Source organism: Aeromonas sp. BIGb0405, assembly GCF_024807335.1.
Lineage (GTDB): Bacteria > Pseudomonadota > Gammaproteobacteria > Enterobacterales > Aeromonadaceae > Aeromonas > Aeromonas rivuli.
Window position 1 is genome coordinate 933,672 of record NZ_JANUEP010000001.1, and the last position, 25,881, is coordinate 959,552.

At 60.3% G+C, this 25,881-nt stretch carries 24 protein-coding genes and 1 riboswitch; of the genes, 14 read left to right on the forward strand and 10 right to left on the reverse strand.

Annotated features, from left to right (window positions below):
- Positions 1 to 395: 395 nt before the first annotated feature.
- On the forward strand, positions 396 to 1,598 hold the full coding sequence (gene gltS / locus M2366_RS04355) for a sodium/glutamate symporter (protein WP_224432276.1): 1,203 nt from the start codon (positions 396 to 398) through the stop codon (positions 1,596 to 1,598).
- A 76-nt stretch (positions 1,599 to 1,674) separates the two neighbouring features.
- Here gltS and ushA read toward each other — a convergent pair whose 3' ends face one another.
- Positions 1,675 to 3,342, reverse strand: coding sequence for a bifunctional UDP-sugar hydrolase/5'-nucleotidase UshA (ushA, locus tag M2366_RS04360; protein ID WP_259236535.1), 1,668 nt, complete (start codon positions 3,340 to 3,342; stop codon positions 1,675 to 1,677).
- Positions 3,343 to 3,609: 267 nt separating this feature from the next.
- On the opposite strand from ushA, the gene M2366_RS04365 reads away from it, so the two are divergent.
- The 3 genes from M2366_RS04365 to M2366_RS04375 all read left to right on the forward strand — a co-directional run bounded on the left by M2366_RS04365 (position 3,610) and on the right by M2366_RS04375 (position 5,457).
- Positions 3,610 to 3,951, forward strand: a complete 342-nt coding sequence (locus M2366_RS04365) for a DUF2956 domain-containing protein (RefSeq protein WP_042040221.1) — start codon at positions 3,610 to 3,612, stop codon at positions 3,949 to 3,951.
- 159 nt (positions 3,952 to 4,110) lie between these two features.
- Positions 4,111 to 4,446 (forward strand): hypothetical protein, encoded by a 336-nt coding sequence (locus tag M2366_RS04370; protein WP_042040220.1) that lies wholly within the window; start codon positions 4,111 to 4,113, stop codon positions 4,444 to 4,446.
- Positions 4,447 to 4,593: 147 nt separating this feature from the next.
- Entirely contained in the window at positions 4,594 to 5,457 is an 864-nt protein-coding gene (locus M2366_RS04375) for a lipopolysaccharide assembly protein LapB (protein ID WP_259269045.1), read from the forward strand.
- A 29-nt stretch (positions 5,458 to 5,486) separates the two neighbouring features.
- Here the strand turns inward: M2366_RS04375 and M2366_RS04380 are convergent, their stop codons facing one another.
- Both M2366_RS04380 and fkpA read right to left on the reverse strand, forming a co-directional pair.
- A complete protein-coding gene (locus tag M2366_RS04380; RefSeq protein WP_042040216.1) occupies positions 5,487 to 6,887 on the reverse strand; it encodes a sigma-54 dependent transcriptional regulator in 1,401 nt (466 codons plus the stop codon).
- Between the two features lie 151 nt (positions 6,888 to 7,038).
- On the reverse strand, positions 7,039 to 7,863 hold the full coding sequence (fkpA, locus tag M2366_RS04385; protein WP_224432272.1) for an FKBP-type peptidyl-prolyl cis-trans isomerase: 825 nt from the start codon (positions 7,861 to 7,863) through the stop codon (positions 7,039 to 7,041).
- Positions 7,864 to 7,982: 119 nt separating this feature from the next.
- Between fkpA and M2366_RS04390 the strand changes: the two genes are divergently transcribed.
- Both M2366_RS04390 and M2366_RS04395 read left to right on the forward strand, forming a co-directional pair.
- Entirely contained in the window at positions 7,983 to 8,951 is a 969-nt protein-coding gene (locus M2366_RS04390) for a WD40 repeat domain-containing protein (protein WP_259269046.1), read from the forward strand.
- Between the two features lie 13 nt (positions 8,952 to 8,964).
- Positions 8,965 to 9,180: a SlyX family protein gene (locus M2366_RS04395; protein ID WP_224432270.1), complete on the forward strand. Its 216-nt coding sequence runs from the start codon at positions 8,965 to 8,967 to the stop codon at positions 9,178 to 9,180.
- A gap of 75 nt (positions 9,181 to 9,255) precedes the next feature.
- On the opposite strand, the gene M2366_RS04400 is transcribed toward M2366_RS04395, so the two are convergent.
- Both M2366_RS04400 and M2366_RS04405 read right to left on the reverse strand, forming a co-directional pair.
- On the reverse strand, positions 9,256 to 9,885 hold the full coding sequence (locus tag M2366_RS04400) for a peptidylprolyl isomerase (RefSeq protein WP_259269047.1): 630 nt from the start codon (positions 9,883 to 9,885) through the stop codon (positions 9,256 to 9,258).
- Between the two features lie 102 nt (positions 9,886 to 9,987).
- Positions 9,988 to 10,194: a YheV family putative zinc ribbon protein gene (locus M2366_RS04405; RefSeq protein ID WP_042040211.1), complete on the reverse strand. Its 207-nt coding sequence runs from the start codon at positions 10,192 to 10,194 to the stop codon at positions 9,988 to 9,990.
- 39 nt (positions 10,195 to 10,233) lie between these two features.
- On the opposite strand from M2366_RS04405, the gene M2366_RS04410 reads away from it, so the two are divergent.
- The 3 genes from M2366_RS04410 to M2366_RS04420 all read left to right on the forward strand — a co-directional run bounded on the left by M2366_RS04410 (position 10,234) and on the right by M2366_RS04420 (position 13,270).
- Complete coding sequence (locus M2366_RS04410; RefSeq protein WP_259269048.1) at positions 10,234 to 10,899, forward strand: hypothetical protein; 666 nt, start codon at positions 10,234 to 10,236, stop codon at positions 10,897 to 10,899.
- 163 nt (positions 10,900 to 11,062) lie between these two features.
- Positions 11,063 to 11,962 (forward strand): chemotaxis protein, encoded by a 900-nt coding sequence (locus tag M2366_RS04415; protein WP_259269049.1) that lies wholly within the window; start codon positions 11,063 to 11,065, stop codon positions 11,960 to 11,962.
- 324 nt (positions 11,963 to 12,286) lie between these two features.
- Positions 12,287 to 13,270 (forward strand): hydrolase, encoded by a 984-nt coding sequence (locus M2366_RS04420; RefSeq protein WP_259269050.1) that lies wholly within the window; start codon positions 12,287 to 12,289, stop codon positions 13,268 to 13,270.
- Here M2366_RS04420 and M2366_RS04425 read toward each other — a convergent pair.
- The gene (locus M2366_RS04425; RefSeq protein WP_259269051.1) at positions 13,252 to 14,397 is read right to left on the reverse strand and encodes a GGDEF domain-containing protein; all 1,146 of its coding nucleotides are present in this window, start codon (positions 14,395 to 14,397) and stop codon (positions 13,252 to 13,254) included. The two genes, M2366_RS04420 and M2366_RS04425, sit on opposite strands and share 19 nt — an antisense overlap.
- A gap of 82 nt (positions 14,398 to 14,479) precedes the next feature.
- Between M2366_RS04425 and M2366_RS04430 the strand changes: the two genes are divergently transcribed.
- The 3 genes from M2366_RS04430 to M2366_RS04440 all read left to right on the forward strand — a co-directional run bounded on the left by M2366_RS04430 (position 14,480) and on the right by M2366_RS04440 (position 16,228).
- Positions 14,480 to 14,716 carry a YheU family protein gene (locus M2366_RS04430; protein WP_259236541.1) on the forward strand — a complete coding sequence of 79 codons (237 nt, stop codon included), beginning with the start codon at positions 14,480 to 14,482 and terminating at the stop codon, positions 14,714 to 14,716.
- Between the two features lie 89 nt (positions 14,717 to 14,805).
- Positions 14,806 to 15,675 carry a phosphoribulokinase gene (locus tag M2366_RS04435; RefSeq protein WP_005896722.1) on the forward strand — a complete coding sequence of 290 codons (870 nt, stop codon included), beginning with the start codon at positions 14,806 to 14,808 and terminating at the stop codon, positions 15,673 to 15,675.
- A gap of 16 nt (positions 15,676 to 15,691) precedes the next feature.
- The gene (locus M2366_RS04440) at positions 15,692 to 16,228 is read left to right on the forward strand and encodes a DUF4136 domain-containing protein (protein ID WP_259269052.1); all 537 of its coding nucleotides are present in this window, start codon (positions 15,692 to 15,694) and stop codon (positions 16,226 to 16,228) included.
- A gap of 73 nt (positions 16,229 to 16,301) precedes the next feature.
- On the opposite strand, the gene M2366_RS04445 is transcribed toward M2366_RS04440, so the two are convergent.
- Positions 16,302 to 16,601 (reverse strand): MliC family protein, encoded by a 300-nt coding sequence (locus M2366_RS04445; protein ID WP_042040200.1) that lies wholly within the window; start codon positions 16,599 to 16,601, stop codon positions 16,302 to 16,304.
- A gap of 37 nt (positions 16,602 to 16,638) precedes the next feature.
- Positions 16,639 to 17,043 carry an OsmC family protein gene (locus M2366_RS04450; RefSeq protein ID WP_042040199.1) on the reverse strand — a complete coding sequence of 135 codons (405 nt, stop codon included), beginning with the start codon at positions 17,041 to 17,043 and terminating at the stop codon, positions 16,639 to 16,641.
- Positions 17,044 to 17,460: 417 nt separating this feature from the next.
- Between M2366_RS04450 and crp the strand changes: the two genes are divergently transcribed.
- Both crp and M2366_RS04460 read left to right on the forward strand, forming a co-directional pair.
- Positions 17,461 to 18,099, forward strand: a complete 639-nt coding sequence (gene crp / locus M2366_RS04455; protein WP_005896734.1) for a cAMP-activated global transcriptional regulator CRP — start codon at positions 17,461 to 17,463, stop codon at positions 18,097 to 18,099.
- Between the two features lie 195 nt (positions 18,100 to 18,294).
- On the forward strand, positions 18,295 to 19,095 hold the full coding sequence (locus tag M2366_RS04460) for a putative RNA methyltransferase (RefSeq protein ID WP_259269053.1): 801 nt from the start codon (positions 18,295 to 18,297) through the stop codon (positions 19,093 to 19,095).
- A gap of 285 nt (positions 19,096 to 19,380) precedes the next feature.
- Here M2366_RS04460 and M2366_RS04465 read toward each other — a convergent pair whose 3' ends face one another.
- The gene (locus M2366_RS04465; protein WP_259269054.1) at positions 19,381 to 21,975 is read right to left on the reverse strand and encodes a glycosyl hydrolase family 18 protein; all 2,595 of its coding nucleotides are present in this window, start codon (positions 21,973 to 21,975) and stop codon (positions 19,381 to 19,383) included.
- A gap of 112 nt (positions 21,976 to 22,087) precedes the next feature.
- A riboswitch (cyclic di-GMP riboswitch) is annotated at positions 22,088 to 22,175 on the reverse strand.
- Positions 22,176 to 22,359: 184 nt separating this feature from the next.
- Positions 22,360 to 25,848 carry a PAS domain-containing hybrid sensor histidine kinase/response regulator gene (locus M2366_RS04470; RefSeq protein WP_259236545.1) on the reverse strand — a complete coding sequence of 1,163 codons (3,489 nt, stop codon included), beginning with the start codon at positions 25,846 to 25,848 and terminating at the stop codon, positions 22,360 to 22,362.
- Positions 25,849 to 25,881 lie beyond the last annotated feature (33 nt).

A 25,881-nucleotide genomic window follows, 5' to 3' on the forward strand; every position in this document is an offset into this window, starting at 1 on the left:
GCTGGAAACCGGCGAATTATAGAGTTTACCGACGACAATGACAGCCCGAACCGTTGGAAATCAAGGCCAAGTCACCGAAATCACTCATTCACAAATTAGATAAAAATGTCAACAAAAGGTAATTAACAGGTTTAGTTTCTAAGAAATTTGGATGTTATCAGTGCTTTTTGCTAATATCGCCGCCGTTATAGCAAAGTCTACATCCGCGGCTCCTACCCTGCAGGGCCCGACAGGCCAGGTATATCACTGCCAGGCCGGGCAAGTTTGCCCCTCATTTTGATGGCCTCATATCCGTATGGTTCTTATCCATACTCTTGAGCCACACTGTTTCAATCCCGGCTGAATCTGTGCGTCTTCGCAAGCGAGGACACAGCCAATCACCATGGGAGTACTCAATGTTACAACTCGATGCTTATGCCACATTAGTTGCCGCCACCCTGGTCCTCCTGCTCGGCCGCCTGCTGGTCAACCGGGTCGAGCGGCTGCGCACCTTCAACATCCCCAAGCCGGTCGCTGGCGGCCTGCTGGTTGCCCTGGTACTGCTGACCCTGCGCCTGACTGCCGGGATCGAAATCAAGTTCGACACCAGCCTGCAAACGCCCTTGATGCTGGCCTTCTTCGCCTCCATCGGCCTCTCCGCCGATCTCGCCAGCCTCAAGCGCGGCGGGCGCGCCGTGTTCACCTTCCTCGGTGTAGTGACCGGCCTGCTCTTGATGCAAAACGGCCTGGGGGTCGCCCTGGCCAGCCTGATGGGGCTGGATCCCCATATGGGGCTGCTGGCCGGCTCCATCACCTTGTCCGGCGGACATGGTACCGGGGCGGCCTGGAGCGCGACCTTTGCCGACAAATACGGTGTCAAGTCGGCAGCTGAGCTGGCCATTGCCTGTGCCACCTTCGGACTGGTACTGGGTGGTCTGATTGGCGGCCCGGTGGCCCGTTATCTGGTCAAGAAGGTGCAAGTCCCGGGCGAGGAACATAACCTGGACGAAGTGCCCCAAGGCTTCGAGATGCCCGAAACGGAACGGCACATCACCACCTTCAGCGTCATCGAGACCCTGGCACTCATCGCCATCAGCCTCAAGGGGGGCGAACTGCTCTCCCAGGCGATGCTCGGCACCGCCTTCGAACTGCCAATCTTCGTCTGTGTCTTGTTCGTCGGCGTCTTGCTGCGCAACCTGCTGACCCTGCTCAACTGGCATGAGGTGAGCGACAGAGAGGTCTCCCTGCTCGGCAACGTCAGCCTGTCGCTCTTCCTCGCCATGGCTTTGATGAGCCTGAAATTGTGGGATCTGGCGAGTCTGGCGCTGCCCATCTTCGTGTTGCTGATGGCCCAGACCCTGGCCATGGCGCTCTACGCCATCTTCGTCACCTTCCGGGTCATGGGCAGTAACTATGATGCCGTCGTGCTGGCCGCCGGCCACTGTGGTTTCGGCCTCGGCGCCACCCCGACGGCCATTGCCAACATGCAGGCGGTCACCATGCGCTTTGGTCCCTCACACCTGGCCTTCCTGGTGGTGCCCATGGTCGGTGCCTTCTTCATCGACATCATCAACGCCATGGTGATCAAGCTGTTTATGGCGCTGCCCTTCCTCTCCTGAGCCATAGGTCGCGCCCAATAAAAAAACCGCAAGCCAGGGGCTTGCGGTTTTTTGTTGTCCGGCACTGGGTGCCTGCTTATTTGCACGACTCGCTGGAGGCCGAGTTGAGGTAGCTCACCTCACCCTTGGGGGCGTAGTCGGCTACATGGATCACCTGTTTGGCGGCCAGATAGTCCTTGAGCACCGCGGCATCGACCAGACCGGCATTGACGGTGTCTATCTTGGGATAGCCATCGCCACCGGCCGCGCTGAAGCTGGGGATGCTAAAGCTGTACTGAGTGCCCGCATCAAACGGCTTGCCGCCTATGCTGGTGATGCTGACCGACTTGGCCTGGCAATCCACCGCCATCTCTATGCCGCCAAACTGGGCATAACCGCCGGTGTTGCCGGTTTTGGTGGCCACCTGACCCAGATAAGTCACCAGCTCGCTGCCCGGCATCATCGCCTTGTTGACCGTGTTGCCAAACGGATGCACGGTCAGCACGTCGCGATAGGAGATATCCCCCGCCTGAATGGAGGCACGCACCCCGCCCGAGTTGACGATGCCAAAATCGGTGCGCAGGGTCTCTGCCGTCGCCGTGGTGATGAGTCGGCCCAGGTTGGTCTGCCTGTTGCGCACATTGGCGCGCTCGCCATCGAGCAGGCCATCGGTCGCGGCAATGACCACACCCAGCTCCTCGGAGCCCTTGTCCTGATAGACCTGCAACACCCCTTCCAGGGCCGGATCCCGCACTATCTCCTCCTGGATGAAGGCGCCGTTCTCATCCTTGAGGTTGACCGGGATCAGCTCATAGCTGGTGAGGGTGAAGTTGCCATCCTGGTAATCGAACTGGGCGCGCCCCACATACTTGCCCCATTCGTGGGCCTGCATGATCCAGGTGCCATTTTGCTGATCCGGCTGGCAATCATCGCCAGGTTTGAAGTCGGCGTACTGGTTCGCAACCCCCGGCTCCATGCAGACCGGATTCTGGGAGTGGCCGCCAATGATGGCATCGAGCTTGCCAGCGGGCAGCTGACGGGCCATCTCGACATCACCGGGCGCATTGCTGCCGTGTTCGCCATCGGCATAGTGACCCATGTGGGTGATGGCGAAGATGACATCGGCCGCATTGTCTTTCTTGATGCCATCGATCACCTGCTCAACTTCCACCTTGGGGTCGCGGAACTCCAGGTTGAGTACATGATTGGGGTCGACCAGCTGGGCGGTATCTTCCGTGGTCAGGCCGATAACGGCGATCCGCAGACCGTTGTTCAACTTGAAGATCTTGTAGGGGTCGAAGTAGCGCTTGCCGCTCTTCTTGTCATAGATGTTGGCCGACACCATGGGGAACTTGGCCCATTGGCGCTGCAGCTCGAGAATATCCAGCGGATTGTCGAACTCGTGGTTGCCGACCGCCATGGCGTCATAGCCGATGTGGTTCATGGCGATGAAATCGGGCTCGGCATTTTGCAGGTCTGACTCGGGCACCCCGGTGTTGACATCACCACCCGAGAGCACCAGCACCTCGCTGTTGGCGGCCTTGGCCTCGGCTCTCAGCCGATCGACCAGGGTCTTCTGGGCCGCCATGCCATATTCGCCATCTTCATTGTGCCAGAAGCGGCCATGGGTATCGTTGGTGTGCAGCACGGTCAGCTTGCACACATCCTCAACGCAGGCCTTGCTCTCATTTTTCGAACTGTTGCAGCCAGCCAGAGCCGCCAGCACGGCCAGTGCCAGGGTCCCCTTGATCAAATTATGTTTCATTCCTTCACACCTTGATTTTGTTAGTATTTAGTCTGACCATTCCGACTTTGGTCAGGGGCAATATATCAACGATTGATATCCAATCGGCATCCTGCCCGGGAAAAATGACATAAGTGTGATCTCGGCTTATTTCCAATTAGCTCAACAAGATTGGCAAACGTTTTTCTGCAGATGAAGGCCATCGCCCAGCGCTGGAGAGACCCAACACCGCTGCCGTCAGCGCCATGGCTATGCCATAATGCGCCCTCGCCCACATGGAGCAGCCAGATGGCCAAGTACGACAAAATTTCCCCTGAGACCCAGCAGGCGGCCTTGAGTGTGGCTCGCGCCAATCAAAAACCTGGCCAGACCAAGGAGCAGACTCAGCTGATCGCCCAGGGTATTCAAAAGGGCATCGAAGAGTACAAGAAGCAGATGAAGACCCGCGCCCGTGAGGCCAGCCGTCAGAAGAAACAGCAGAGCCGCAGCAAGGCGCCAGCGTCCCACACGCCAGAAGAGGAGTCCGCCATCGAGCTGGTCGAGGTGAGCCGTCAACACCCCCTGCCCTGGCTGCTGCTGGCGCTGAGCTGGGCAGGCTTTGCCGCCTGGTACTGGTTGAACCGCCACTGATCGCACCTGAGCGGCACGCCATTCGCAAACCTTTGCCTGGGATCTTCCTCACAGGACGGGTCCATTCGGCTGGTCAAGGGCCCGGCACACTGGTTAAATCCGCCACCCAGCCCTTGTCACATTCTGCGTCACCCCATTCGTTACTCACAGGACAGCATCATGAATCCGGCTCCTCTCTACCTGCTCGCGCCCCTGGTGCTCTTTATCGTCACCCTGGTGCTCTATCGCATCTCGCCCCTGCGCGCCGTGGCATCGGGCAGCGCCCGCTGGTTCATCCTGCCCGCCTTCACCCTGTTTATCCTGCTTATCGTCATCAACGGCGCCGCCGACCCCAGCCTGCGCAGCCCGGGTTTTCACTGGCTGATGCCAGGGCTGGGCTTTGCCCTGTGCCTGTTCCCTGCTCTGCCCAAGGCGCTGGTGCCACGTCTGGCCATCAAGGAGGGTGCCTTCGCGGCCCTGGGGTTGATGATGATGAGCCTGGCCATGGTCTACTGATCTAGCCGGTAAAAATGACGGGGCGACAGGCCCTGTTGCTGGGGCCCCGCCAGTCTGTCTCCACGTGATCAGGCTGTGACGGGGCCCTCTTGTATGAAGAGTGGTCAAGAGGCATGGTGTCATCAGGACGCATGGCACGGAGGCCAGATGCAGATCGACTTCATGACCCTCTGGGATTATCAGGATCCCGTCACCAGCGCCATGCGCTTTCAAACTCAACTCGCCGAGGCGGTCGCCAGCGGCGATCTCCCCCTCGAACTCGAGATCATTACCCAGCTGGCACGTACCCACTCCCTGCGCCACCAGTTCGATGAGGCTCATCAGCTACTCGATGCCATGACGCCCCGCCTCACCGCCCACACGGAACGGGCCAGGCTCAGGTGGCTGCTCGAGCGGGGACGCTGTTTCAACAGCGCAGCCGACAAGGAGGCCGCCCGCCCCCTGTTCGAACAGGCCTGGCAGTTGGCTCTCGCCCTGAAAGAGGATTACCTCGCCATCGATGCCGCCCACATGGTCGCCATCGCCGCACCGCTGGAGGAGCAGAGGCGCTGGCACCAGCTGGCGATGGCACTGGCGGAGCGCAGCAGTGACGAGAAGGTCCGCGGCTGGCTCCCCAGCCTCTACAGCAATCAGGGCTGGACGCTGTTCGAACTGGGCCGCCTGGAAGAGGCCCGCCAGTATCAGCAAAAATGCCTGGCCTGGCACGCGCAGCACCATAACCCGGCCAAGGCCTTTATCGCCCGCTGGAGTCTGGCGCGGCTAACCCGGGCGCAAGGCTTGCACGAGCAGGCGCTGACCGAACTGACGCAGTTGCAGGCACAGATGGTGGAGGCTGGCGAGCCGGAGGATGGCTATCTGTTCGAGGAGCTGGGGGAAAATGCACTGGCGCTGTCTGACCCGGCCGCGGCCGAATACTTCGCCCGCGCCTGGTTCCTGCTGTCACAGGATCCCTGGCTCAAGGCCAACGCGGCAGAGCGACTGGCCAGGCTCAAGCAGCTGGCCAAGCTCTAGACCGGGGCGACCCAAGCGCCGCCCACCACTCAGGCCAGATCAGCCTCTTCCCAGCTCTGTTTCTTGCGGTAGATGGTGGAGGGGCTGATCTCGAGCAGGGCCGCCGCCTTGGGGATGTTGCCATCACAGCTGGCGATGGCCCTCTCGATGGTCTCCTTCTCCACCTGCCAGAGCGGCCGGATCGGCCCTGCCTGATCGCGACTGCCGACCTGAGCCTGCCCCTGACTCAAGGGGGGTGGCGCGACCCCCATGCCCCCTTGCAACGGTGGCGGCAGTATGGCTGGGCTCACGATGTCGCAATCGTTGAGCACCACTATGTTGCGCACCACGTTTTGCAACTCGCGCACGTTGCCGGGCCAGGGGTAATCGAGCAGCACTCGTACGGCGCCGGCATCGAAGTCCTTGAAACGTTTATTCTCCTCCCTGGCATAGCTCTGCAGCAGATTACGGGCCAGCAGCAAGATGTCTTCGCCGCGCTCGCGCAAGGGGGGCAGGGTGAGCGGGATCACGTGCAGGCGGTAGTAGAGATCCTCCCGAAAACGTCCCGCCTTCACCTCGGTCAGCGGATCCCGGTTGGTGGCGCAGACGAAGCGCACGTCCACCGTCTCCAGCTTGCCGCTGCCGACCCGCTGCAAGGTGCCGGTCTGAATGAAACGCAGCAGTTTGCTTTGCAAGTCGAGATCCATCTCGCAGATCTCATCCAGAAACAGGGTACCGCCATCGGCCAGGCTGGCCGCCCCCTTGCGATCCCCCTGAGCGCCGGTAAAGGATCCCTTCACGTGGCCGAAGATCTCGCTCTCCATCAGATCATGGGGAATGGCGGCGCAGTTGAGTGCGATGAAGGGCTGATCCCGACGGGGGCTGCATTGATGAATGGCCTCGGCGCACACCTCCTTGCCGGTGCCACTCTCCCCCATGATAAAGACCGTCGCCTTGCTCGGCGCCGCGCTCTCTATGATGCGATAGACAGCCTGCATCGGCATGGACGAGCCGATGAAGCCGGCGAAGGAGCTGCGCTCGAAGTTCTCCCGGTATTGGGCCACCAGAGAGCTGAGCTGCTGATGATTGACCGCATTGCGCACAGTGGCGCACAACCGCTTGCCATCAAACGGCTTGGTCAGGAAGTCAAAGGCCCCCAGACGCATCGCCTCCACCGCCACATCCACCGAGCCGTGGGCAGTGATCACCACCACGGCACTCGGTAACTGCTGCTCGGTGATCTGCTGCAATATGTCCATCCCCGACATGTCCGGCAGTTCAAGATCGAGCAGCACCACCGTCGGCGGCCGAGTCAGCAACAGCTCGATGGCCCGCTGGCCACAGTCGGCCAAGGTGACCTCATAGCCCTCCTGACGCAAGTACTGCTCGTAGACCACAGCCAGACTGCGGGTATCTTCCACCAACAGCACTCGGGGTTTGTTTTCCGCCACGGCGACTCATCCTTGCAATTGATTTGCTTGTCTATTTTGATGGGCTATCGCCACGGACTCAAGCCTGCGATGGTTGCTATCTTCCCCCTAAACGGGGCTGGCACCAATAAAAACGGCTCCCGAGGGAGCCGTTTTTCATCACAGAGTCGCCTTACTGCTTGGCAGCGGCGTCCGCTTTGGCGGCATCGCCTTCGGCAGCCGGCTTCTCGATGGCGAGCAGCTCAACATCAAACTCCAGTACGGCGTTCGCCGGGATGGAGCCTGCGCCGTGCTCACCATAGCCCAGCTTGGAGGGCAGGAAGAATTTGAACTTGGAGCCAACTGGCATCAGCTGTACGCCTTCGGTCCAACCCGGGATAACCTGGTTGAGCGGGAAGGTCGCCGGCTCACCGCGATCGACGGAGCTGTCGAACTTGGTGCCGTCAATCAGGGTACCGGTATAGTGAACCTTGACCACGTCGGTGGCTTTGGGTTTGGCGCCGTCACCCATCTTCTCGACCTGATACTGCAGGCCGGATTCGGTGCTCTTGATGCCCTCTTTCTTCAGGTTGCCGGCCAGGAACTCTTCACCCTTCTTCAGGTTGTCCTGTGCATCCTTGTCAGCCTTGGACTTGGTCAGTTCATTGATCTTGGCGTCATAGGCCTGCAGCACTTTCTGGATCTCTTCATCCTTCATGTCTGCTTTCTTCTCCAGGCCGTCGGTTACCCCTTTGAGAATGACGGCGTTATCCAGCTTGATACCGAGTTCTTGCTGGCGCTCGAGGGTATTGGCGATATAACGACCCATGGAGAGGCCAATAGCATAACCAGACTGTTCTTCGAAGCTCTTGGCATCAGCCTTAGGGGCCTCTGCCGGCTTGCTGGCTTCTGCCTTCACCTCTGCATTCTTGGCGGCAGGGGCTTCATCTTTTTGGCAAGCAGTCAGACCTACGGCAACGGCCGCGGCCAACAGGGACACCTTCAGAAAATTGTTCATCAGTTTCTCCAAAACTCTAAATACCGCTCTCGGTTCCTTCGTGAAATGAGAGGTTTATCGTGATAAGCGCCTTATACTAACGCCGTGATCGCAGGTAACGAAAGCATGAGACAGGAAAAATGATAAAAAGTGCCATTTATCTTATCGGTATTTGTCTGATACTGACCGGCTGTCATTCGGAGCCTCCCTCCGACCGCCAGATCCCCCTCTCCAGTGTCGGCGCCGTGAGCGCGGATTTGAGTGCAGATGGCAAGCTGGCCCTGGTCACCAGCATCGAACAGGGCACCCTCGCCTGGGATCTGGAGCACGACAAGCAGTTATGGCGCTGGCACCTGTCTGACAGCCCCAAGGAGCAGGTGTTTATCACGCGTTTCGGGCCGGGCGACAGCCATGCCGTGATAGCGAGCCTGGACACCTTTGCCATCTGGCGACTGGATAATGGTCAGGCAGAAGGCTACTACTCCCTGCCCGAATCCAGGCTGCGCGACATCGCCATCTCGAGCGATGGTCGTGATGTGCTGGTCGGGCGCGAAGATGGCAAAGCGGAATGGATTGATACCCGCACCGGCCGTCGCTTGCAGTTTTTTGGTCATACCGAGCAGGTCAACAGCGTGGACCTCTCCCCCAATGGCCGCTATGCCCTGACCGGTGGCAATGACTACAGTGCCTACCTGTGGGATACCCAAAGCGGCCAAGTGCTGCATCGCTTCAACCATGAGGGACGAGTGGTGATGGTACGGCTCGACGAGTCCGGTCGCTATGCCTTCACCGCCGACAGTCGCAGCGGTCGCATCTGGGATCTGGTCAGCGGCAAGGAGTTGAGCCGGCTCGACAAACAGGCCCGTTTCGAGGTTTACACCAGCGCCCGCTTCGTCAATCAGGGGCAATGGCTGGTCACCGGGGCCCCGTCGCGCAAGCTGACCCTGTGGCAGGTAAAGGATGGCAAGGCGCTGGCAAACTGGGCGGTGGCCCCTCGTCCCGGGGTCAAACCACCGAGCGCAGTGGTGTACGCCGCCGCTTTGCGCGACAATGACCACCTCGTCAGTGCCAGCTCCAGCGGCCTGGCAGAAATCTGGACCATCAAGTGAGGACCCAAGGCCCATGAGCCAGCAAGAACGCGAACGCATCGAACTCCTGGAAACCCGTCTCGCCTATGCCGAGTACACCATAGAGCAGCTCAATGACGAGGTGACGACCCAGGGCCGCGAACTCGACAGGCTCAAGCATCAGATCCAGTTGTTGATCGACAAGCTGCAAGGGGTGGAACCGAGCCAGATCGCCAGCATGGCCGAAGAGATCCCCCCTCCCCATTACTGAGTCGCCGCAGACAATGGATCGCCCATAAAAAAACCCGCGCCTGGCGCGGGTTTTTTTACGAGAGAAGGCAGGGGATCAGTGTTGATGATCCTGGCTGCCGCAGCTGCCGCCACCGCAGCAACCGCTCTTCTCTTCGGCTGCATCATGGCTGTGAACATGATGACCGCCGCCGCAGCAACCGCCGCCGTGGTCGTGATCATGGTCGTGGCCGTGATCATGACCATGGTCATGACCGCAACCACCGGCACCGTGCACATGACCATGGGCCAGCTCTTCGGCGGTGGCGGCACGCACGTCTTTCACTTCCACCTTGAAGGCCAGGGTCACACCGGCCAGGGGATGGTTGCCATCAACCTTGACGAAGCTCTCGGATACCTCGACCACGGTCACGGGACGGTGACCATCGTCAGTCTCTGCCACAAAAGTATCCCCTTCGGACACTTCCATGCCATCGAACAGTTCGCCCGGCACTTCTTGTACCAGGGTCTCGTCAAATTCACCGTAAGCCTGGGCCGGGGCCAGGGTCACTTCGAAGGCATCGCCCACACTGCGACCTTCCAGCTCGGCTTCCAGGCCGGAGACCAGGTAGCGAGTGCCGTGCAGATAGATCAGCGGCTCTTTGCCGACTGTGGTGTCGATGACTTCACCGTGCTCGTCGGTGACCGTGTATTCCAGCGTGACTACGCTCAGGGGAGCTACTTTCATGTCAGTGATCCTGCGAATAGAGAGAAAAAACCGGCTCAGAATACCCTAAAAAGCAGGGCAAGCATATGGTGAGCGCCACTGAGGGGTCAGGAGACTCCGCCCTTATTCCGGCCGGAATACCCCTATGACCTGCTCAGCCTGACGGCCCGCCTCGGTCACGGCTGCCTGGGTCTGCACCTGGGTATCACCGCACTCGACACAGGTCACCTTCTCGACTCCATGCTCCATATACAGCATCATGGTGTCAATTTTGCCGCACGCCGGGCATTTGGCCCCGGCAATAAAGCGTTTTTTACGTCTGGTTTCCATTTTTGTTACCTCCAGGCAGCATCATATCAGGATTTACCCATGCATCACGCCATCGAATGCCAGCATTTTTCTCCCCGCTATCTGCAGGTCGGTGCCCGCAAGCGCGCCCCCCAGGGTCAATTGCTGCACCTGATCAAGGGCGTGGCGTTGCTGCGTCTCGGCCAACATGAGCTGCTGATCCCCGCTGGCAGCAGCTTCTGGCTGCCCGCCGATGCCCTGGCCGCGTTTACGCCTCTGGCTGGCTGCGAGTACGCCCTGTTGAGCTGCTCCATGCGCCTGTCCCAACCGGGCCAGTCTGGCTGGCTGACACCTTCCCCCCTGCTCGGCGCCTTGCTGGCCTCTCTGCACCACTGGGATCGCCCCCGTGATTGGCAAGGCTCCTATGGCGAGCGGCTGCGGGTGATCCACGATGAGTTGCAACACAGCCAGCTCGTCCCCCAGGCCCATGGCGCCTTGCAACAGGCCTGGCAGAACCTGGCCAGCGGCAAGGAAGAGGCGCAGGCCAGCTGGAACAGCATCGGGGGGCAGTGGCTCGATGGCGCCGCACTCGCCAGTCAATGGCGTCTGGTGCAAGCGCTGCGCCTGCTCAAGGGGGGGAGCAAACAAACGGCCCTCGAGGCCAAGCTCCACTATAAAGAGGGAGAGCTGGAGCAAGCCTGCCAACAGTGGCTTGGCTGCCCCTTGGCCGAGGCCGCAGGCCGCTAATCCGGCGCCAACATCTCGGACGCCAGGTCCAATGCAGACACTCACCGCCAGGGAGGATTACAGATTTCCCCTTGGCGGTCGCTAACAGAACAGAACCTAGGCATGCTAGTGAATCAGAGCCCGCTCGCTTAGCCCCTCTTCTCTCGAACACAGGATTTTTGCCATGAAAAGCAAGGCCAACCAATCTCAGGGAATGTTGCTGTTTCACCTCGCCGCGCGCCAGTCGTTTGCCATCGGTACCCTCAAGGTGAAGGAGATAGTGCCCTATACCCGATTGACTGCCCTGCCTCACTCCCATCCGACCGTGCTCGGCGCCGCCAACATGCGTGGCACCACCATCCCCGTCATCGACATGGCCATGGCGGTGGGCTATCGGCGGATCAGCGACGAGGAGATGGCAAGCTGCTTCATCATCATCACCGACTGCCGCCGCACCCTGGTCGGTTTTCTGGTGCGCGGCATCGACAAGATCACCGAGTGCAACTGGCGCGACATAGCGTCGCCGCCCCCGGCCCTTGGCAGCAATGTATTCGTCACCGGGGTGACCCGGGTCAATGATCAGCTTGTCCAGCTGCTGGACGTGGAACTGATCCTGTCGCGGGTCTACCCGGACGATCCCAGCCATCTCTATCCGGTGCTGACCGATGTGCAGCGGGAGCGCATCAAACCGATGCGGATCCTGCTGGTCGATGACTCCTCCGTGGCGCGCAAGCAACTGACCGCCGCCCTCGACTACATCAACATCCCCTACGAGGTATGCACCAACGGCAAAGATGCCCTGGCACTGATGCAGGACAGGGCCAGCAAGGGTCTGCCCATCGACATACTGGTGAGTGACATAGAGATGCCGGGACTGGATGGCTACGAGCTGGCGTTCGAGGCCCAGAGCGATGCGCGCCTGGCCGGTGCCTACATCATATTGCACACATCTCTGTCGAGTGAGATCAGCGTCGAGCGCGCTCATCAGGTCGGTGCCCACGAGGCACTCACCAAGTTCGAGGCCAATGAGCTGATCCAGGCTATGTTACGCGGTGCCGAGCACCATGACAGCCTGGTCAGCTAAACGCCATCTGATGATACTCACCGAAAGCCCAACCCCCACCGGAGCGGATCCAGAGGATCATGGTTACGTGGCGCCGAGCACCATGACAGCCTGGTCAGCTAAACGCCATCTAATGATACTCACCGAGAGCCCAACCCTCACCGGAGCGGATCCAGAGGATCATGGTTACGTGGCGCCGAGCACCATGACAGCCTGGTCAGCTAAACGCCATCTGATGATACTCACCGAGAGCCCAACCCTCACCGGAGCGGATCCAGAGGATCATGGTTACGCGGCGCCGAGCACCATGACAGCCTGGTCAGCTGATCTGGATCGGGAGCCCATATGCTGACCGAGAGTCATTTTCGCGCCCCCTGGTGGGCCCGCAATCCCCACCTGCAGACCATATTGCCCAAGTGGTTGCGCCGCAGGCCAGTCCGCTACGTGGCCGAACGCTTCGAACTGCCGGACGGGGATTTTGTCGATCTGGCCTGGAGCGGCCCGATCAGCACAGATAACCGGCCACTGCTGGTGCTGTTTCATGGTCTGGAGGGCAGTGTGGAGTCCCACTATGCCCGCGGCATGCTGCAACACTTGCAGCAACGGGGGGAAGAGGCGGTGCTGATGCACTTTCGCGGCTGCAGCGGCGAGCCAAATCGCCTGCTGAGTGCCTATCACTCCGGGGCCATCGAGGATGCACTGGCACTGCTCGCCGAACTGGCCCGCCGCTTTCCTGGCAAGCCCCTGCTGGCGGTAGGTTACTCCCTGGGCGGCAACATGCTGGTCAATCTGCTGGCCCGTGCCTGTCCGCCCGCCCTCAAGGCGGCGGCGGTGGTCTCGGCGCCGATGCGACTCGATGCCTGCGCACACAGGGTCAATCAAGGGTTCTCCAAGGTGTATCAGCGCTACCTGCTCGGTACCATGCGCGCACATTTGTTGAGCAAGCTGGCGGTTCACCCCCAGGCCGCGGCGCACTTTCGGGCCGGAGATATCAAGGGTATCCGCACCCTCTACCAGTTCGACCAGCAGGTCACGGCACCACTCCATGGCTTCGAGAGTGCGGATCACTACTACCAGTGCTGCTCGGGTCTGCCGCTACTGAGCCAGATTGCGGTGCCGACCCTGATCCTCCATGCCGCCGACGATCCCTTCATGACCCATGAGGTGATCCCGCAAGCCGAGCATCTCTCTCCTTCGGTGCAATATGAATTGAGCCAGCAGGGCGGCCATGTCGGATTCGTCTATGGCTCCCCCTGGCGACCCCGTTTCTGGCTGGAGGAGCGCATCAGCCAGTGGCTGGGGGAACAAGGTTACGGCGCGACCGAGTAACCGTCACGCCCCTGCTGCTTGACCCGATAGAGCGCGTCATCGGCCCGTTCGAGCAACATAGACAGCGTCTCGCCCTGTCGCCATTGAGCGATCCCCTGGCTCAGGGTGAGATGATCCGCAACCTCTGACCCCTCATGTCGCAAGGCACGCTCGGCCAAGGTGCTGCGAATGCGCTTGGCGACCTGCTCTGCGCCTGCCAATCCCGTCTCCGGCAGCAAGACAACGAACTCCTCACCGCCATAGCGCGCTACCAGATCCCTGGGCTCACGCACACTCTGCGTCAGACATTCGGCAACCAGGATCAGGCTCGCATCCCCCGCTTGATGACCGTAGCCATCGTTGTAACGTTTTAAGAAGTCCACATCGAGCAGGATCAGCGATAACTGGCTATCCGCGTCGCCATTGGTCAGGGTCTGCTCTCCCTCCTGATCGAAATGGCGACGATTGGCAAGCCCGGTCAGCGGGTCCTGATGCGCCAGCGCATCGAGCTGCTTGACCATCAACAGCTGTTCATATTCACGATTAACCGCCAGCACGAACCAGCTAAGCAACATGCGCCGCCCCGACTCCAACAAGATAAGCAGGATCAGCATGCCGGCCCCGAAGAGCCAGGGAAACGCCACCGCGTTGATCACTACATGGCTAGTCAGGCTCGTCAGAATAGGCAGGCAGAAGCCGTACAGGACCTGGCTCATGGGATAAAACGAAATGAGTCCAACCAGCAGCAGGGTGGTCGCTACGGCAGGCTCCATGGTTCCCCTGCCGGGCAGCTCTGTCTTGAGCAAGGCATAGATGGCACTTGCCCAGAGGCATCCCCATAGCAGCGCCAGAATGAAGACCGCCTTGCGCCAGCATGTCAGCGGCCATCGGTCCAGCCAATACCAGAGCAGCGGTTGCAGGATCAGTACCAGCACCAGCAGTTCGACATGGATGAGCTGCCAAGGCAGAGCTCCCTGCACCACCAAAGGGGCATCGTGCATCGCCTTGACATGAAACCACATGAAGGCGGCGAGCATCAGCTGTATACCCCAGGCCCAGTGGGCCCCTTTGAGCAGCGCCTGGCGAGTCGCTTGCGCGAGCAAACGTTGCAACTTCGGCGATTGACGCCGATTTGATAATGAGGTCATTGCTCTCCCGGAGAAAGAAAAACAGTTTGCAGCGAAGGCGCCCTGATCGACAATGGTGCATCCGCATTTAAGGGCACACCCTATGATCATTCCTTGGCAATCCTTGGAGTTCGACACCCTGCAACGATTAATCGAACAGTTCGTATTGATGGAGGGTACCGATTATGGTGAGCAAGAGTCCAGCTTGGCCGACAAGGTCGCCACCGTGCTGGCGCAGTTACGCCAGGGCAGCGCGGTGATAGTGTACAGTGAGCTGCACGAGAGCGTGAACATAGTACCGACCGATCGATTCGACGCATCCAAGGCTGAGATGCCCTAGGGCAAGCGCCCACCTGCCGTACCCGTTCGGCTCATTCTCATGGACAAACCCTCTTCATTGCAGGGACAACAGCAAGGAAACAGACGCTTATGTCGGCCAAGCATCCCATCATAGCGGTCACCGGTTCCTCCGGCGCCGGTACCTCCACCTCCACCAATGCCTTTCGCTCCATGTTTCATCAACTCGGCTATCAGGCGGCGGTGATCGAGGGAGACAGCTTTCATCGCTACACCCGCCCCGAGATGGACGTCGCCATCCGCAAGGCCCGCGAACAGGGCCGCCATATCAGTTACTTCGGACCCGAGGCAAACGACTTCGCCCTGCTCGAATCCTTCTTCCAGCAATATGGCCAGGATGGCAGCGGCCAGTATCGACGCTATCTGCACTCCTTCGACGAGGCGGTGCCCTTCAATCAGATGCCGGGCACCTTTACCCCCTGGCAGGATGTCGCCAGCGAAACGGATCTGATGTTTTACGAAGGCTTGCATGGGGGGGTCGTCACCGAGGATCACAATGTGGCTCGCCATGTCGACTTCCTGATAGGGGTGGTGCCCATCGTCAACCTGGAGTGGATCCAGAAGCTCATTCGTGACACCTCGGAGCGCGGTCACTCCCGGGAGGCGGTGGCCGACTCCATCGTCCGTTCCATGGATGACTATATCAACTTCATCACTCCCCAGTTCTCGCGCACCCATATCAACTTCCAGCGAGTACCGACCGTCGACACCTCAAATCCCTTCAGTGCCAAGATCATACCTAGCCTGGATGAGAGTATGCTGGTGATCCGTTTTCGCGGTATCAAGAACGTCGACTTCCCCTACTTGCTATCGATGATCGATGGCGCCTTCATGTCGCGCATGAACACCATAGTGGTACCAGGGGGAAAGATGGGCTTCGCTATGGAGCTGATCTTGCGTCCCCTCATCCAGCAACTGATCGAAACCGGAAAAATCACCTGAGAGTGAGGAGCAAACTATGCAGACAGCCCTGAAAAAACTATCCGCACTCATGCTGTTTGGGCTGCTCGGCGGCTGCAGCAGCGGCCACCAGGCTCCCGTGGTCGACATGGGCACACAGGTGATCCGCCCGGCCAGCCACTGGCCTTTCCCGGCCCAGCCACGCTACGCCCTGGCCGAGCAGTATCAATATGCGGGAGCCAGCACCGAAGGCTGGCTCGAGCCGATACAGCAGGCGGTGAGCCAGCATCTGGATGCCAAGGGCTGGCGCAGTGCCCCCCTGGATGAAGCGGATGTCTGGGTCGCCATCGGCGTCGCCGGTGCCCAGGATATCAGCGATGATGAGTTGTTCACTCGCCTCGGCATGAACCCTGGCGTACAAGCCAAGGCAGGAGAGCGCAAAGGAACCCTCGCCATCATCTTGCTGGACAGAACCCATCAGCAGGCGGTCTGGAGCAGCGTTATCCAGCTGACCACTGACAGCGCCATTCCCGCGCCCGATCGGGCCGCATTCAGCCAGGAACTGGCCGCCAAGATGCTGGACAAGCTCCCCTGAGCCTTGGGTCAGAACCCCCCATAAAGAGAGAGGCCTGCAGGATGCAGGCCTCTCTCTTTGCTGACGCCAACGGCTATTTCAGCGTGCAGTTCATCAGGGTGACCCCTTTCTGGGTCAGGGTCAGCTGGTCGCCTTGAGTCCAGAACATGGTCACACCATCGGAGTAACGAGCGCTATCTTTCTCGGACTCGACGCGATCCAATTTCTGATACACCCCGTTCAGGGGAAACTGCACCATGTCGGCCTGGGGATCATAGGTCACCGCCAACATCTCTTCACCACACTGGTACTGATTGTATTGATACTGGGTCGGCTGCGGTGAGCTACAGGCGGCCAGCCCCAGCAGGGGGATCAGAGCGACTAGTTTCTTCATTGCACTTTCCTTATGTGATGACGAGCGAAGCTGGGGTTCAGGCCTCAATGATTTGATAACTATGGGTAATTTCGACCGCTTTTTCCAGCATTAGGGAAACTGAACAGTACTTCTCCATGGAGAGGTCAACGGCGCGGGCCACCTGCTTTTCAACCAGCCCTTTACCGGTCACGACGAAGTTCAAGTGAATCTTCTCAAACACCCGTGGCACAGTATCGACCCGTTCACCGGATAACTCCACATGGCAGGCCGTCACGCTCTGACGTGCCTTCTCCAGAATGGAAACCACGTCGATGGAGCTGCAGCCACCAACCGCCAGCAGGATCAGTTCCATCGGGCTGGCCCCTTCTCCCGGGTTGGCGCCATCCAGGATCACCTGATGGCCAGACTCACTCTGCCCCACAAATTTCATGCCTTCAACCCAGCTGACCTTGGCTTTCATCTTCACTCACCTCATGCATCTATATTGGTGTCCGGGCGGACGCGATGCCATAGCATACCTCAGCCGAGCCCCCGACTGCATCTGGCGTCCGCACACGCCGGGACACCATGGCAGCCAAGGCGCCTTGCGAAAAAGCGCCACGAGAGCAGGCTCATATCGCCGTGGCCACTCTCTCTTCTCCTTGATTGCCCGTTGGGGCACCGAGAACCTGTGGCTAACCGGATCAAAATCAACGTTTACGGCATTTATCTTCCCTAGAATGCCTGTCCAGTGCAGTAGCTGGCGTCCAAAGGAGGCCCTAAGCCTTGTCAGCACAGACAAAGGCTCTTATCCTACTGCCACTGACACAAGGAAGGGCAAGACTGGCAACTTGTCTGGACGCATAACGTCCCGTAAAGACACTACAGAGGAAATCTCATGGTCATTGGCAAACCGCAAAGCGATCCCACCCTGGAATGGTTCTTGTCGCACTGCCACATTCATAAGTATCCCGCCAAGAGCACCCTGATCCATGCGGGTGAAAAAGCGGAGACCCTGTATTACATCGTCAAGGGTACAGTGGCTGTCCTCATCAAGGACGATGAGGGGAAAGAGATGATCCTCTCCTATCTCAACCAGGGGGATTTCCTCGGCGAGATGGGCATGTTCGAAGAGAACGATAACCCGGAGCGCAGTGCCTGGGTCCGTGCCAAGGGTCCCTGTGAAGTCGCCGAGATCTCCTACAAGAAATTTCGTCAGCTGATCCAGGTCAACCCCGAGATCCTGATGCGCCTCTCCGGCCAGATGGCGCTGCGTTTGCAGCACACCAGCCAGAAAGTAGGTAACCTGGCCTTCCTGGATGTCACAGGCCGGATCGCTCAGACCCTGCTCAACTTGGCCAAACAGCCAGATGCCATGACTCACCCGGATGGCATGCAGATCAAGATCACCCGTCAGGAGATAGGCCAGATCGTCGGCTGCTCCCGTGAAACCGTCGGCCGCATTCTCAAGATGCTGGAAGAGCAAGAGCTCATCTCCGCCCACGGCAAGACCATAGTGGTGTTTGGTACCCGCTGATCGCGGCATCCTCACCCAAGACAAAGGCTGCCCAGGCAGCCTTTTTCGATCCCGGTCCGGTCAAAAACATGCAGCGCCAAGATAAAATGCATCGAGGCCGCCCTTTTCGGCGCAATCCCCCTATAATGCCCCCCTATCAGCAGTCTCAGCATCAGGCTCGGCCTGCAAGTACTCTAGATCCGAAGCGAGAATCCCATGCACCTGCAATGTCCCCGCTGCCGCAGCCCACTGCACCTTCATCAGGCCTCCAACGGTCGCTACTGCGATAACAAGCACCACTTCGACCCGGAACCTGAAGGCTATCTGGACCTCATCCCGGGCAAGAAAAACCCCAAGGATAGCGACAGCCGCATGTTGATGCGTGCCAAGCGCAACTTCCTGGAACAGGGCCACATGCAGCCCCTGGTCGAGGCCATGGCCACCCTGCTCGCCCCCCTGGGTGAGCGTGAGCTTATCCACCTCGGTTGCGGCGAAGGCTACTACTGCCGAGCCCTGGCCGAGCATCTGCCTGGCTGGCGCTTCGCTGGCGTCGATCTGGCCAAGAATGCCATCTTCGCTGCCAGCAAGGCGCAGCCTGAGGCCAGCTTCATCATCGCCGATCCGGCCCGGGCCCCGCTGCAATTGGGCCAAGCCGAGCTGCTGCTGGTCAACGACCTCAAGGTCAAGACGGAGCAGCTGTGCGACTGGTTGGCACCGGGTGGCTATCTGCTTCATCTGCAGCCCGGCCCACGCCACCAGTGGCAACTGAGGGTCAGCCTCAATCCGGTCAGCATGGAGCACCCCCTGAGCTGGCCGACCCTGACCGGTCTGAACCAGGTCGCGCAGCAGCGCAGCCAGTTCTCCCTGACCCTGGATCAGAGCCTGCGCAGCTTCGTGCTCGAGACCAGCCGTCTCGGCTGGCGTGCCGATGCCGAGCAGCGTCATCTGTTCACTCAGCAAGGTCCGGATGAGCTGGAACAGGATCTGCTGCTGAGCCTGTGGCAAAAGCCGCTCTGAGCAACGGTCCGGGTGCATGGACAAGGTAAATAACAGAGGCCCAGCAGGGCCTCTGTTATTTCAAGGATGATGGCGACGCCCTGGCTGCCAGCAGGCCCCGCCAGGGGCAAGGTATCACGCCTTGACTGCGGGTAATGCGCAGCCCTGCGTTACCTGATGCCATGCCCCCTCACCCAGCCACCGGGATCCGTTGTCACGGGCGACCGGCAACCTTCGCACATGATCCGCACATAAAAAGAGGGGCGCCATGGCGCCCCTCTCCGACTTGTTACTCTTGGCAACTGATCAAGGACAGCTAGCCGCCCCCATGTCTTGCCAGACCACGGCAACACCTGGCTCCTCTCCTTTGGTCCAGTACTGGGCCTTCCAGCTGTGGCCCTGATGGGTGGTGAGATCGCCAGCATTGTAGGCAACGGCGGCATCCCACCCGAGCTGTACCTGGCTGACCAGTTTCCACTGATCGGCACTGCGGCTCGGCTCGTTACCTTGAGTCCAGTACTTGGCCTGCCAGACCAGGCTGTTATGGCTCACCTTGGCGCTGCCGTTATAGGCGACGCTGGCCTGCCAGGCTGGCCAGTTGGCGGCATCCGGATCCGTGCTGCCGCACTCGCCGCCACCGCTCACCGGCTTGACGGTGAGGCGGGTACTGGCCTGGGCATCCAGGGCGCCATCAGTGACGGTCACGCTCAGGTCATAGCCGGTCGCGGCATCGACCGCCGGGCCAGTCACCACTAACGTGGCGCTATTCTGGCCCGTAGCGGCCAGGCCGGCTGGCACTGTCCACTGGTAGCTCAAGGTATCACCATTGGGATCGCTGGCCTGGGCCTGGATGCTCACCTGCTTGCCGGACTCGACACTGGCAGTGGCAGGCAGGGTCACGGTGGGGGCCAGATTGGGCTGGGGTGCCTTATTGGTCACCACGGCTTGATCCTTGGCCTTGAGTCCATCGGCATCGGTCACTGTCAGTTCGAACACCAGGTTGACGTCCTGGGTCACCCCATCGAGGTTGAAGCTGGCTTGCGCCTGATTAGCCCCAGCCAACTGAACCGCCGGACCTGATACCTGTACCCAGGCGTAACCGATGGCCGAACCTTCAGGATCCCGGGAAGCCGAACCGTCCAGAGTCACGCTCGCCGGGCCTGTTACGCCAAGATCCTTGCCCGCGTTGGCAATGGGCGGCTTGTTGGCTGGCGGTGTGCCGCTACCATTGCCCAATCCCTCATGCATGGCGTTGAGGATGTCACCATTATCCGAGTCGATCTCCCACGCAAACAGACCGCCGAGCTGGTTCGCCAGCACATACTGCCCCTTGGCCTTGACCGAGCGATCGTTGTCAAAGGTGATGAGATCCCCGGTGCTGGCCTTGAACACATAGGGCGCCTCCGCCACCTCGTCATAACCCTGCTCCCAACCGGCGCCCATGTAGTCATTGACGATCTGGCGATAATCCACCACACCGTTTTCCCAGGTGCCCTTGACCGGGCCTGTGGCAGTGCCGGTGAAGGGGTTGCCAGCCTGATAGCCACTCACCCCGGTCCAGCCGCGACCATACATGGCCGCACCGACCACTATCTTGCCCGGGGTCACGCCCTGGCCAAGCAGCGCTTTGACTCCCTTGTCGGTGGTGTACTTGGTGTTGGCATCCCAGCTGGCTTCAAACAGGTTGGTCTGGTGACCCAGCTCGGTATTGGTCCAGGCGCCGTTGAAGTCGTAACTCATCAGGAAGATGTGGTCCATGTACTGCTGGGCCGCCTGATAATCGACCTTGGCAATCTTGTCGCCGCCGGCACTGATCGCCGAGGTCAGCTCATACTGGCGGCCCGTGCTGGCCTCCAGCTCGTCGAGCATGGTGCGCAGCTCCTTCATCAGCGTCACATAAGTGGCACCGTCATTGGGGCCACCCAGGCTGGGGTTCGCGCCCTGACCACCCGGGAATTCCCAGTCGATATCCACCCCATCGAAGAACTTCCAGGTCTGCAGGAACTCTTTGACCGAGGCGACGAAGGTATCGCGCTTGGTTTTATCGCTGAGGAAATAGAAGGGATCGGACAGGGTCCAGCCACCGACCGATGGCAGTATCTTGAGGTCGGGATGGGCCTGTTTGAGGGCCATCAAGTTACCGAAGTTGCCTTTATATGGCTCATCGAAATCCTTGAGGTTGCCCTGGGGCATCTGGATGGCAGCCCAGGGATCATGCATGGCCACCTTGAAATCGGCACGACCGGCGCAGGCCCGTTGCAACGCTTCAAAGCTACCTTCGATCGCTTTGAGGCTGTCATTGATGCCGTTGCCGCCACAGATGGGAGTAAAGCCATAGAGGATATGGGTCAGATTCTGGGCGGGGACCTTGTCGACGGTGAACTTGCGACCATAGACGCCCCACTCCACGTAATAGGCACCAACCACTTTGCCGGACTTGTTGGTATAAGGCTTGTTGTTCTCTTGCAGCGGTGCGTTGAGCGGCAGCAGATGGCTGCCATCGGTGTCGGCGACCACTATCTCTTTGGCATCGGAGCGGGTACAGCCATCGGCGTTGCAGAGCTCTATCTGCATCTGGTAGCGACCACCCTTGGTCACCTTGAAGTTGGCAGTGCCGGATGCGCCGGACGGGCCGCGCCACACCTCGACACCATCGAGCAGCACCTTGGCGGTCTGACCCACGTCACCAGACCAGAGATTCCAGCTCACGCTGACCGGCGCCCCATCGGCATGGACGGTCACCAGCTTGTTGTAGGCGGTCGCAGCCTGATCCACTTCGACGATGGCGAACTTGGTTTCGCCCCAGCCGATGGTGGGTTTGCCCGGGGCGGCCGCATAGGCGGAGGAGGCAAAGAGCCCGGCCACCATTAAGGCCAGCAAGGAGGGTTTTGGACTTAACATGTTGAATTTCCTTATTCGTTTATAATTTTGTCACGAAAAAGGCAACGCATGTCAGACAGGTACAGCAGACAACATCCCAGGCTGGCTTGGCGTCCGGCTGGAAACACAATCCTGTGGTGACCCCGCTATCTTAGGTACGACAGACCCTTAGACCGGAAGTTTTGCGTCCCGGCCTTTCGACCGGTTTGCCCTTTGGCACAACTTGATTCGCGATAAAAATAATCGCCAAGGAAATATAAGGCCCAACTGGCCAGCAGGCAAACACCCCACGCGAGTCAGCCCCTGTCGCAGGGAGCCAAATAGCACAAAAAAGGGCCATTCATTGACATAAATGGCCCTTTTTGCAGAGAACCTCTGCCAAGTTGTTTACCCGCAAGCTGATGACTAATGTGTTAATTCGTGATCATCATCAAGTTTGCAGACACCGCTCATGCTGTTCATCAGCGCCCTGAGCTTGAGGGGCTTGACCGGTTTGCTGATGTAGCCATAACCATGCTCGCGGATCTGGGCCTGCAGTTCGCCTTTTCGATCCGCACTGATGATGATCCCCCCCACCCCGGTCCCCAGGGCGAGCCGCAGCATATGCAGCGCCTGCAACCCCGTCTTGCCATCGTCCAGATGGTAATCGGACAGCACCAGGTCCGGTTTGAAGCTCTCCACCAGCGTCAGGGCCTGAGCCAGGTCCTGAACGCACTGCACCTCACAACCCCAACGCCCCAGCAGCGAGGCCATGGCCACCAGTATCTCGGGTTCATTATCGAGACAGAGCACCCGCACCCCTGCCAGCTGGCTATCCCGCCGCGGCTCTGGGCTCTGGAGAGCCCGCTCCACCAGAGGACGGCTGGCCAGATTGAGGCTGATGGCAAACACCGAGCCTGCCCCTGGCCAACTGCGCAGCGTCAGTTGGTGCCCCAACACCTGCGAGATACCGCGCGCGATGGCCAAGCCCAGCCCCAATCCCTGCTCGCGGGTGGTGCGGGAGTGATCCAGACGCTGGAACTCTTCGAAGATGGCCTCCTGCTTGTCCTGGGGGATGCCGGGTCCGGTGTCCCACACCTCGATCCGCAACCGCTGGCCCTGACGGCGACAACCGAGCAATACCCGGCCACCGGGGTTGTAACGAAACGCATTGGTGAGGAAGTTTTGCAGCACACGCCGCAACAAGCGCACGTCGCTGTGTACCGCCAGCCTGGTATCGACCACGGCAAACTCTATCTCTCCTGCCTGGGCCAGCACCCCAAACTCGGCCTTGAGGTTGTCAAAGACATCCGCCAGGGCAAAGTCGAGTTTCCTGGCCTTGAACTTGCCCGCCTCCAACCGGGAGATATCGAGCAAGTCGGTGATGAGATCCTCGGTTGCCCCCAGGGCATCATCGATATGACGGGCGAGCCGGGCGGGCTCCCCCTCATCGGGCAAGGTCTCTATCAAGGAGGAGGTAAACAGCTTGGCGGCATTGAGCGGCTGGGTCAGATCATGGCTCACCGCCGCCAGGAAGCGGCTCTTGGAGTGGTTGGCCCGCTCCACCTGCTCGTTGACGGTGCGCAGCTGGCTGTTGAGGGCCGAGAGCTCGCGGGTACGCTCGGCAACCCGCGCCTCCAGATGTTCATTGGCCTCACGCAGCACGCGCTCGGCATCGCGAAAGGGGGTGATGTCGGCGAAGGTCATGACGAAGCCGCCACCGGGCATGGGGTTGCCTTGCAGCTCGATGACCCGGCCATCCGGGCGCTCCCGGGAAGAGAGATGGGCACTGCCGCGCTTCATGAATCCGACCCGCCGTGCCACATGGGCCTCAACCTCTCCCTGGCCGCACAACCCCTTGACGGCGTTATGGCGGATAATCTCCTCGATGGGGCGCCCCACCTGGATAAGCCCCGCCGGATACTGGAACAGCTCGATGTAACGCTGGTTCCAGGCGACCAGCCGCAGCTCCCTGTCCACCACCGAAATACCCAGCCCTATGTGTTCGATCGCCCCCTGCAACAGACCACGGTTGAAGCGCAGCACGTCCGAGGCCTCGTCCACTATGGTGGCTATCTCCTCGAGCTGCATATTGCGACCCTGCAGGGCAGAGGCGAGCACCAGCCGCGCCGACGAGGTGCCAAACACCCCGGCCAGCAGCCGCTCCGTGTGCGCAATCAGCGCTGCGCTGGCCTGCATGTGCGGCGCCAGGGTGCCACCGGATTCACCGGCGAAGCGACCGAAGGATCGCTTGACCCGGCTCGGGCCGACGAAGCGGGCCGCCAGCATCTCCAGCTCCTTGACGCTCACCTTGGCCTGATAAAGGGCCGCGGTATCCCGGCTGGGCTGGCCGACGAAGTTCGCCGCCTGCAACCGCTCGCTCACCGCAGCCCGGGTCAGCAGGGAGCCCGCCACGTAGCCGAGCAGGTTGAGCACCAGGCTGAGAAAGAGGCACCAGGCCCCCAGGCTCAATTCACGAAATGCGGGCCAGTCGGGGGGGGCCAGCATGGCCTCCAGCGGCGAGCCCGCCAGCAAGCCGCTCTCGGCCAGCAGAGTGATGAACCAGAGGCTGATCCCAAGACCCAGACCGAGATAGACCCCCTTGCGGTTGCCATGGCGCCAATAGAGGCCGAGCAACAGCGCCGGGGCAAACTGGGCCACGGCGCCAAATGAGAGGTAACCGATGCGCGACAGGCTGGTGAGATCGCCGAGCCACAGATAGAGCGCCCAGGCCGCCAGCAGGATCAGCAAGATGGCGCCACGCCGTACCTGCAGCAGCAGATGCACCAGCCGTTCATCCCGCCCCTGCTGCCAGAAGCGGCGCAGCAGCACCGGCAATACCAGATCGTTGCTGACCATGATGGCCAGGGCGATGGTGGAGACGATGACCATACCAGTGGCGGCCGAGGTACCGCCAAGGAAGGCCAGCATGGCCATCCCCTGATTGCCCAGCGCCATGGGCAGGCTGATCACATAGGTATCAGAGGCCATCTCGGCGCCGACCCACTGCTTGCCCGCCAACGCCAGGGGCCAGATGAAGAGCCCCATCAGGAACAGATACGCGGGGAAAAGCCAGCGAGCCCAGTGCAGATCCTGGCCCTGATTGTTCTCCACCACAGTCACATGGAACTGGCGCGGCAGGCAGATCACCGCACACATGGTCAGCAGGGTATAGATGGCGAGTTCTAGCAGGTTGCCCGGGCTGACATCGACCACAGAGGCAAAGAACGCCTGGGTAACCAGGTCCCGGCTCTCGTTGGATTGTCCCAGGATGAGCCAGAGCGCAAAGCCCCCCACCACCATGAAGGCCAGCAGCTTGACCACAGACTCGAAGGCGATGGCCACCACCATGCCCCTGTGGTGTTCGGTCGCATCCAGGTTGCGGGTGCCAAACAGAATGCTGAACAGGGCCAGCAGCAGGGTGACCCCCAGGGCCAGCTGACCGGTGTTGCCTGAGCTGCCGACCAGGGTATCCCCCGCCATCAGCAGATCCAGCCCGGTCACTATGGCCTTGAGCTGCAATACCAGATAAGGCAGCACGCCTATGATGGCCACCAGACTGATCAGCATGGCGAGGCGCTGGGACTTGCCGTAGCGGGCGGCGATAAAGTCGGCGATGGAGGTGATGTGCTCACGCTTGGCCACCAGGATGAGTCGGGCCAGCAGCCGCCAGCCAAACAGGAACACCAGCATGGGGCCGAGGTAGATGGGCAAGGGCGACCAGGGGGACTCACTCGCCTGACCGACGGTGCCAAAGAAGGTCCAGGAGGTGCAATAAACCGCCAGCGACAGGCTGTAGAGCAGGGGTTGGCCCTTGAGGCGGCGGCGCTTGTTTTTGTCCGCCACGAAGGCTATCAGAAACAGCAGCCCCAGATAGGCGAGGGACAAACCGATGAGCAACCATCCTTGGTGCATTGCTAACTCCTTGTCATAAATAGGGTTTCATCA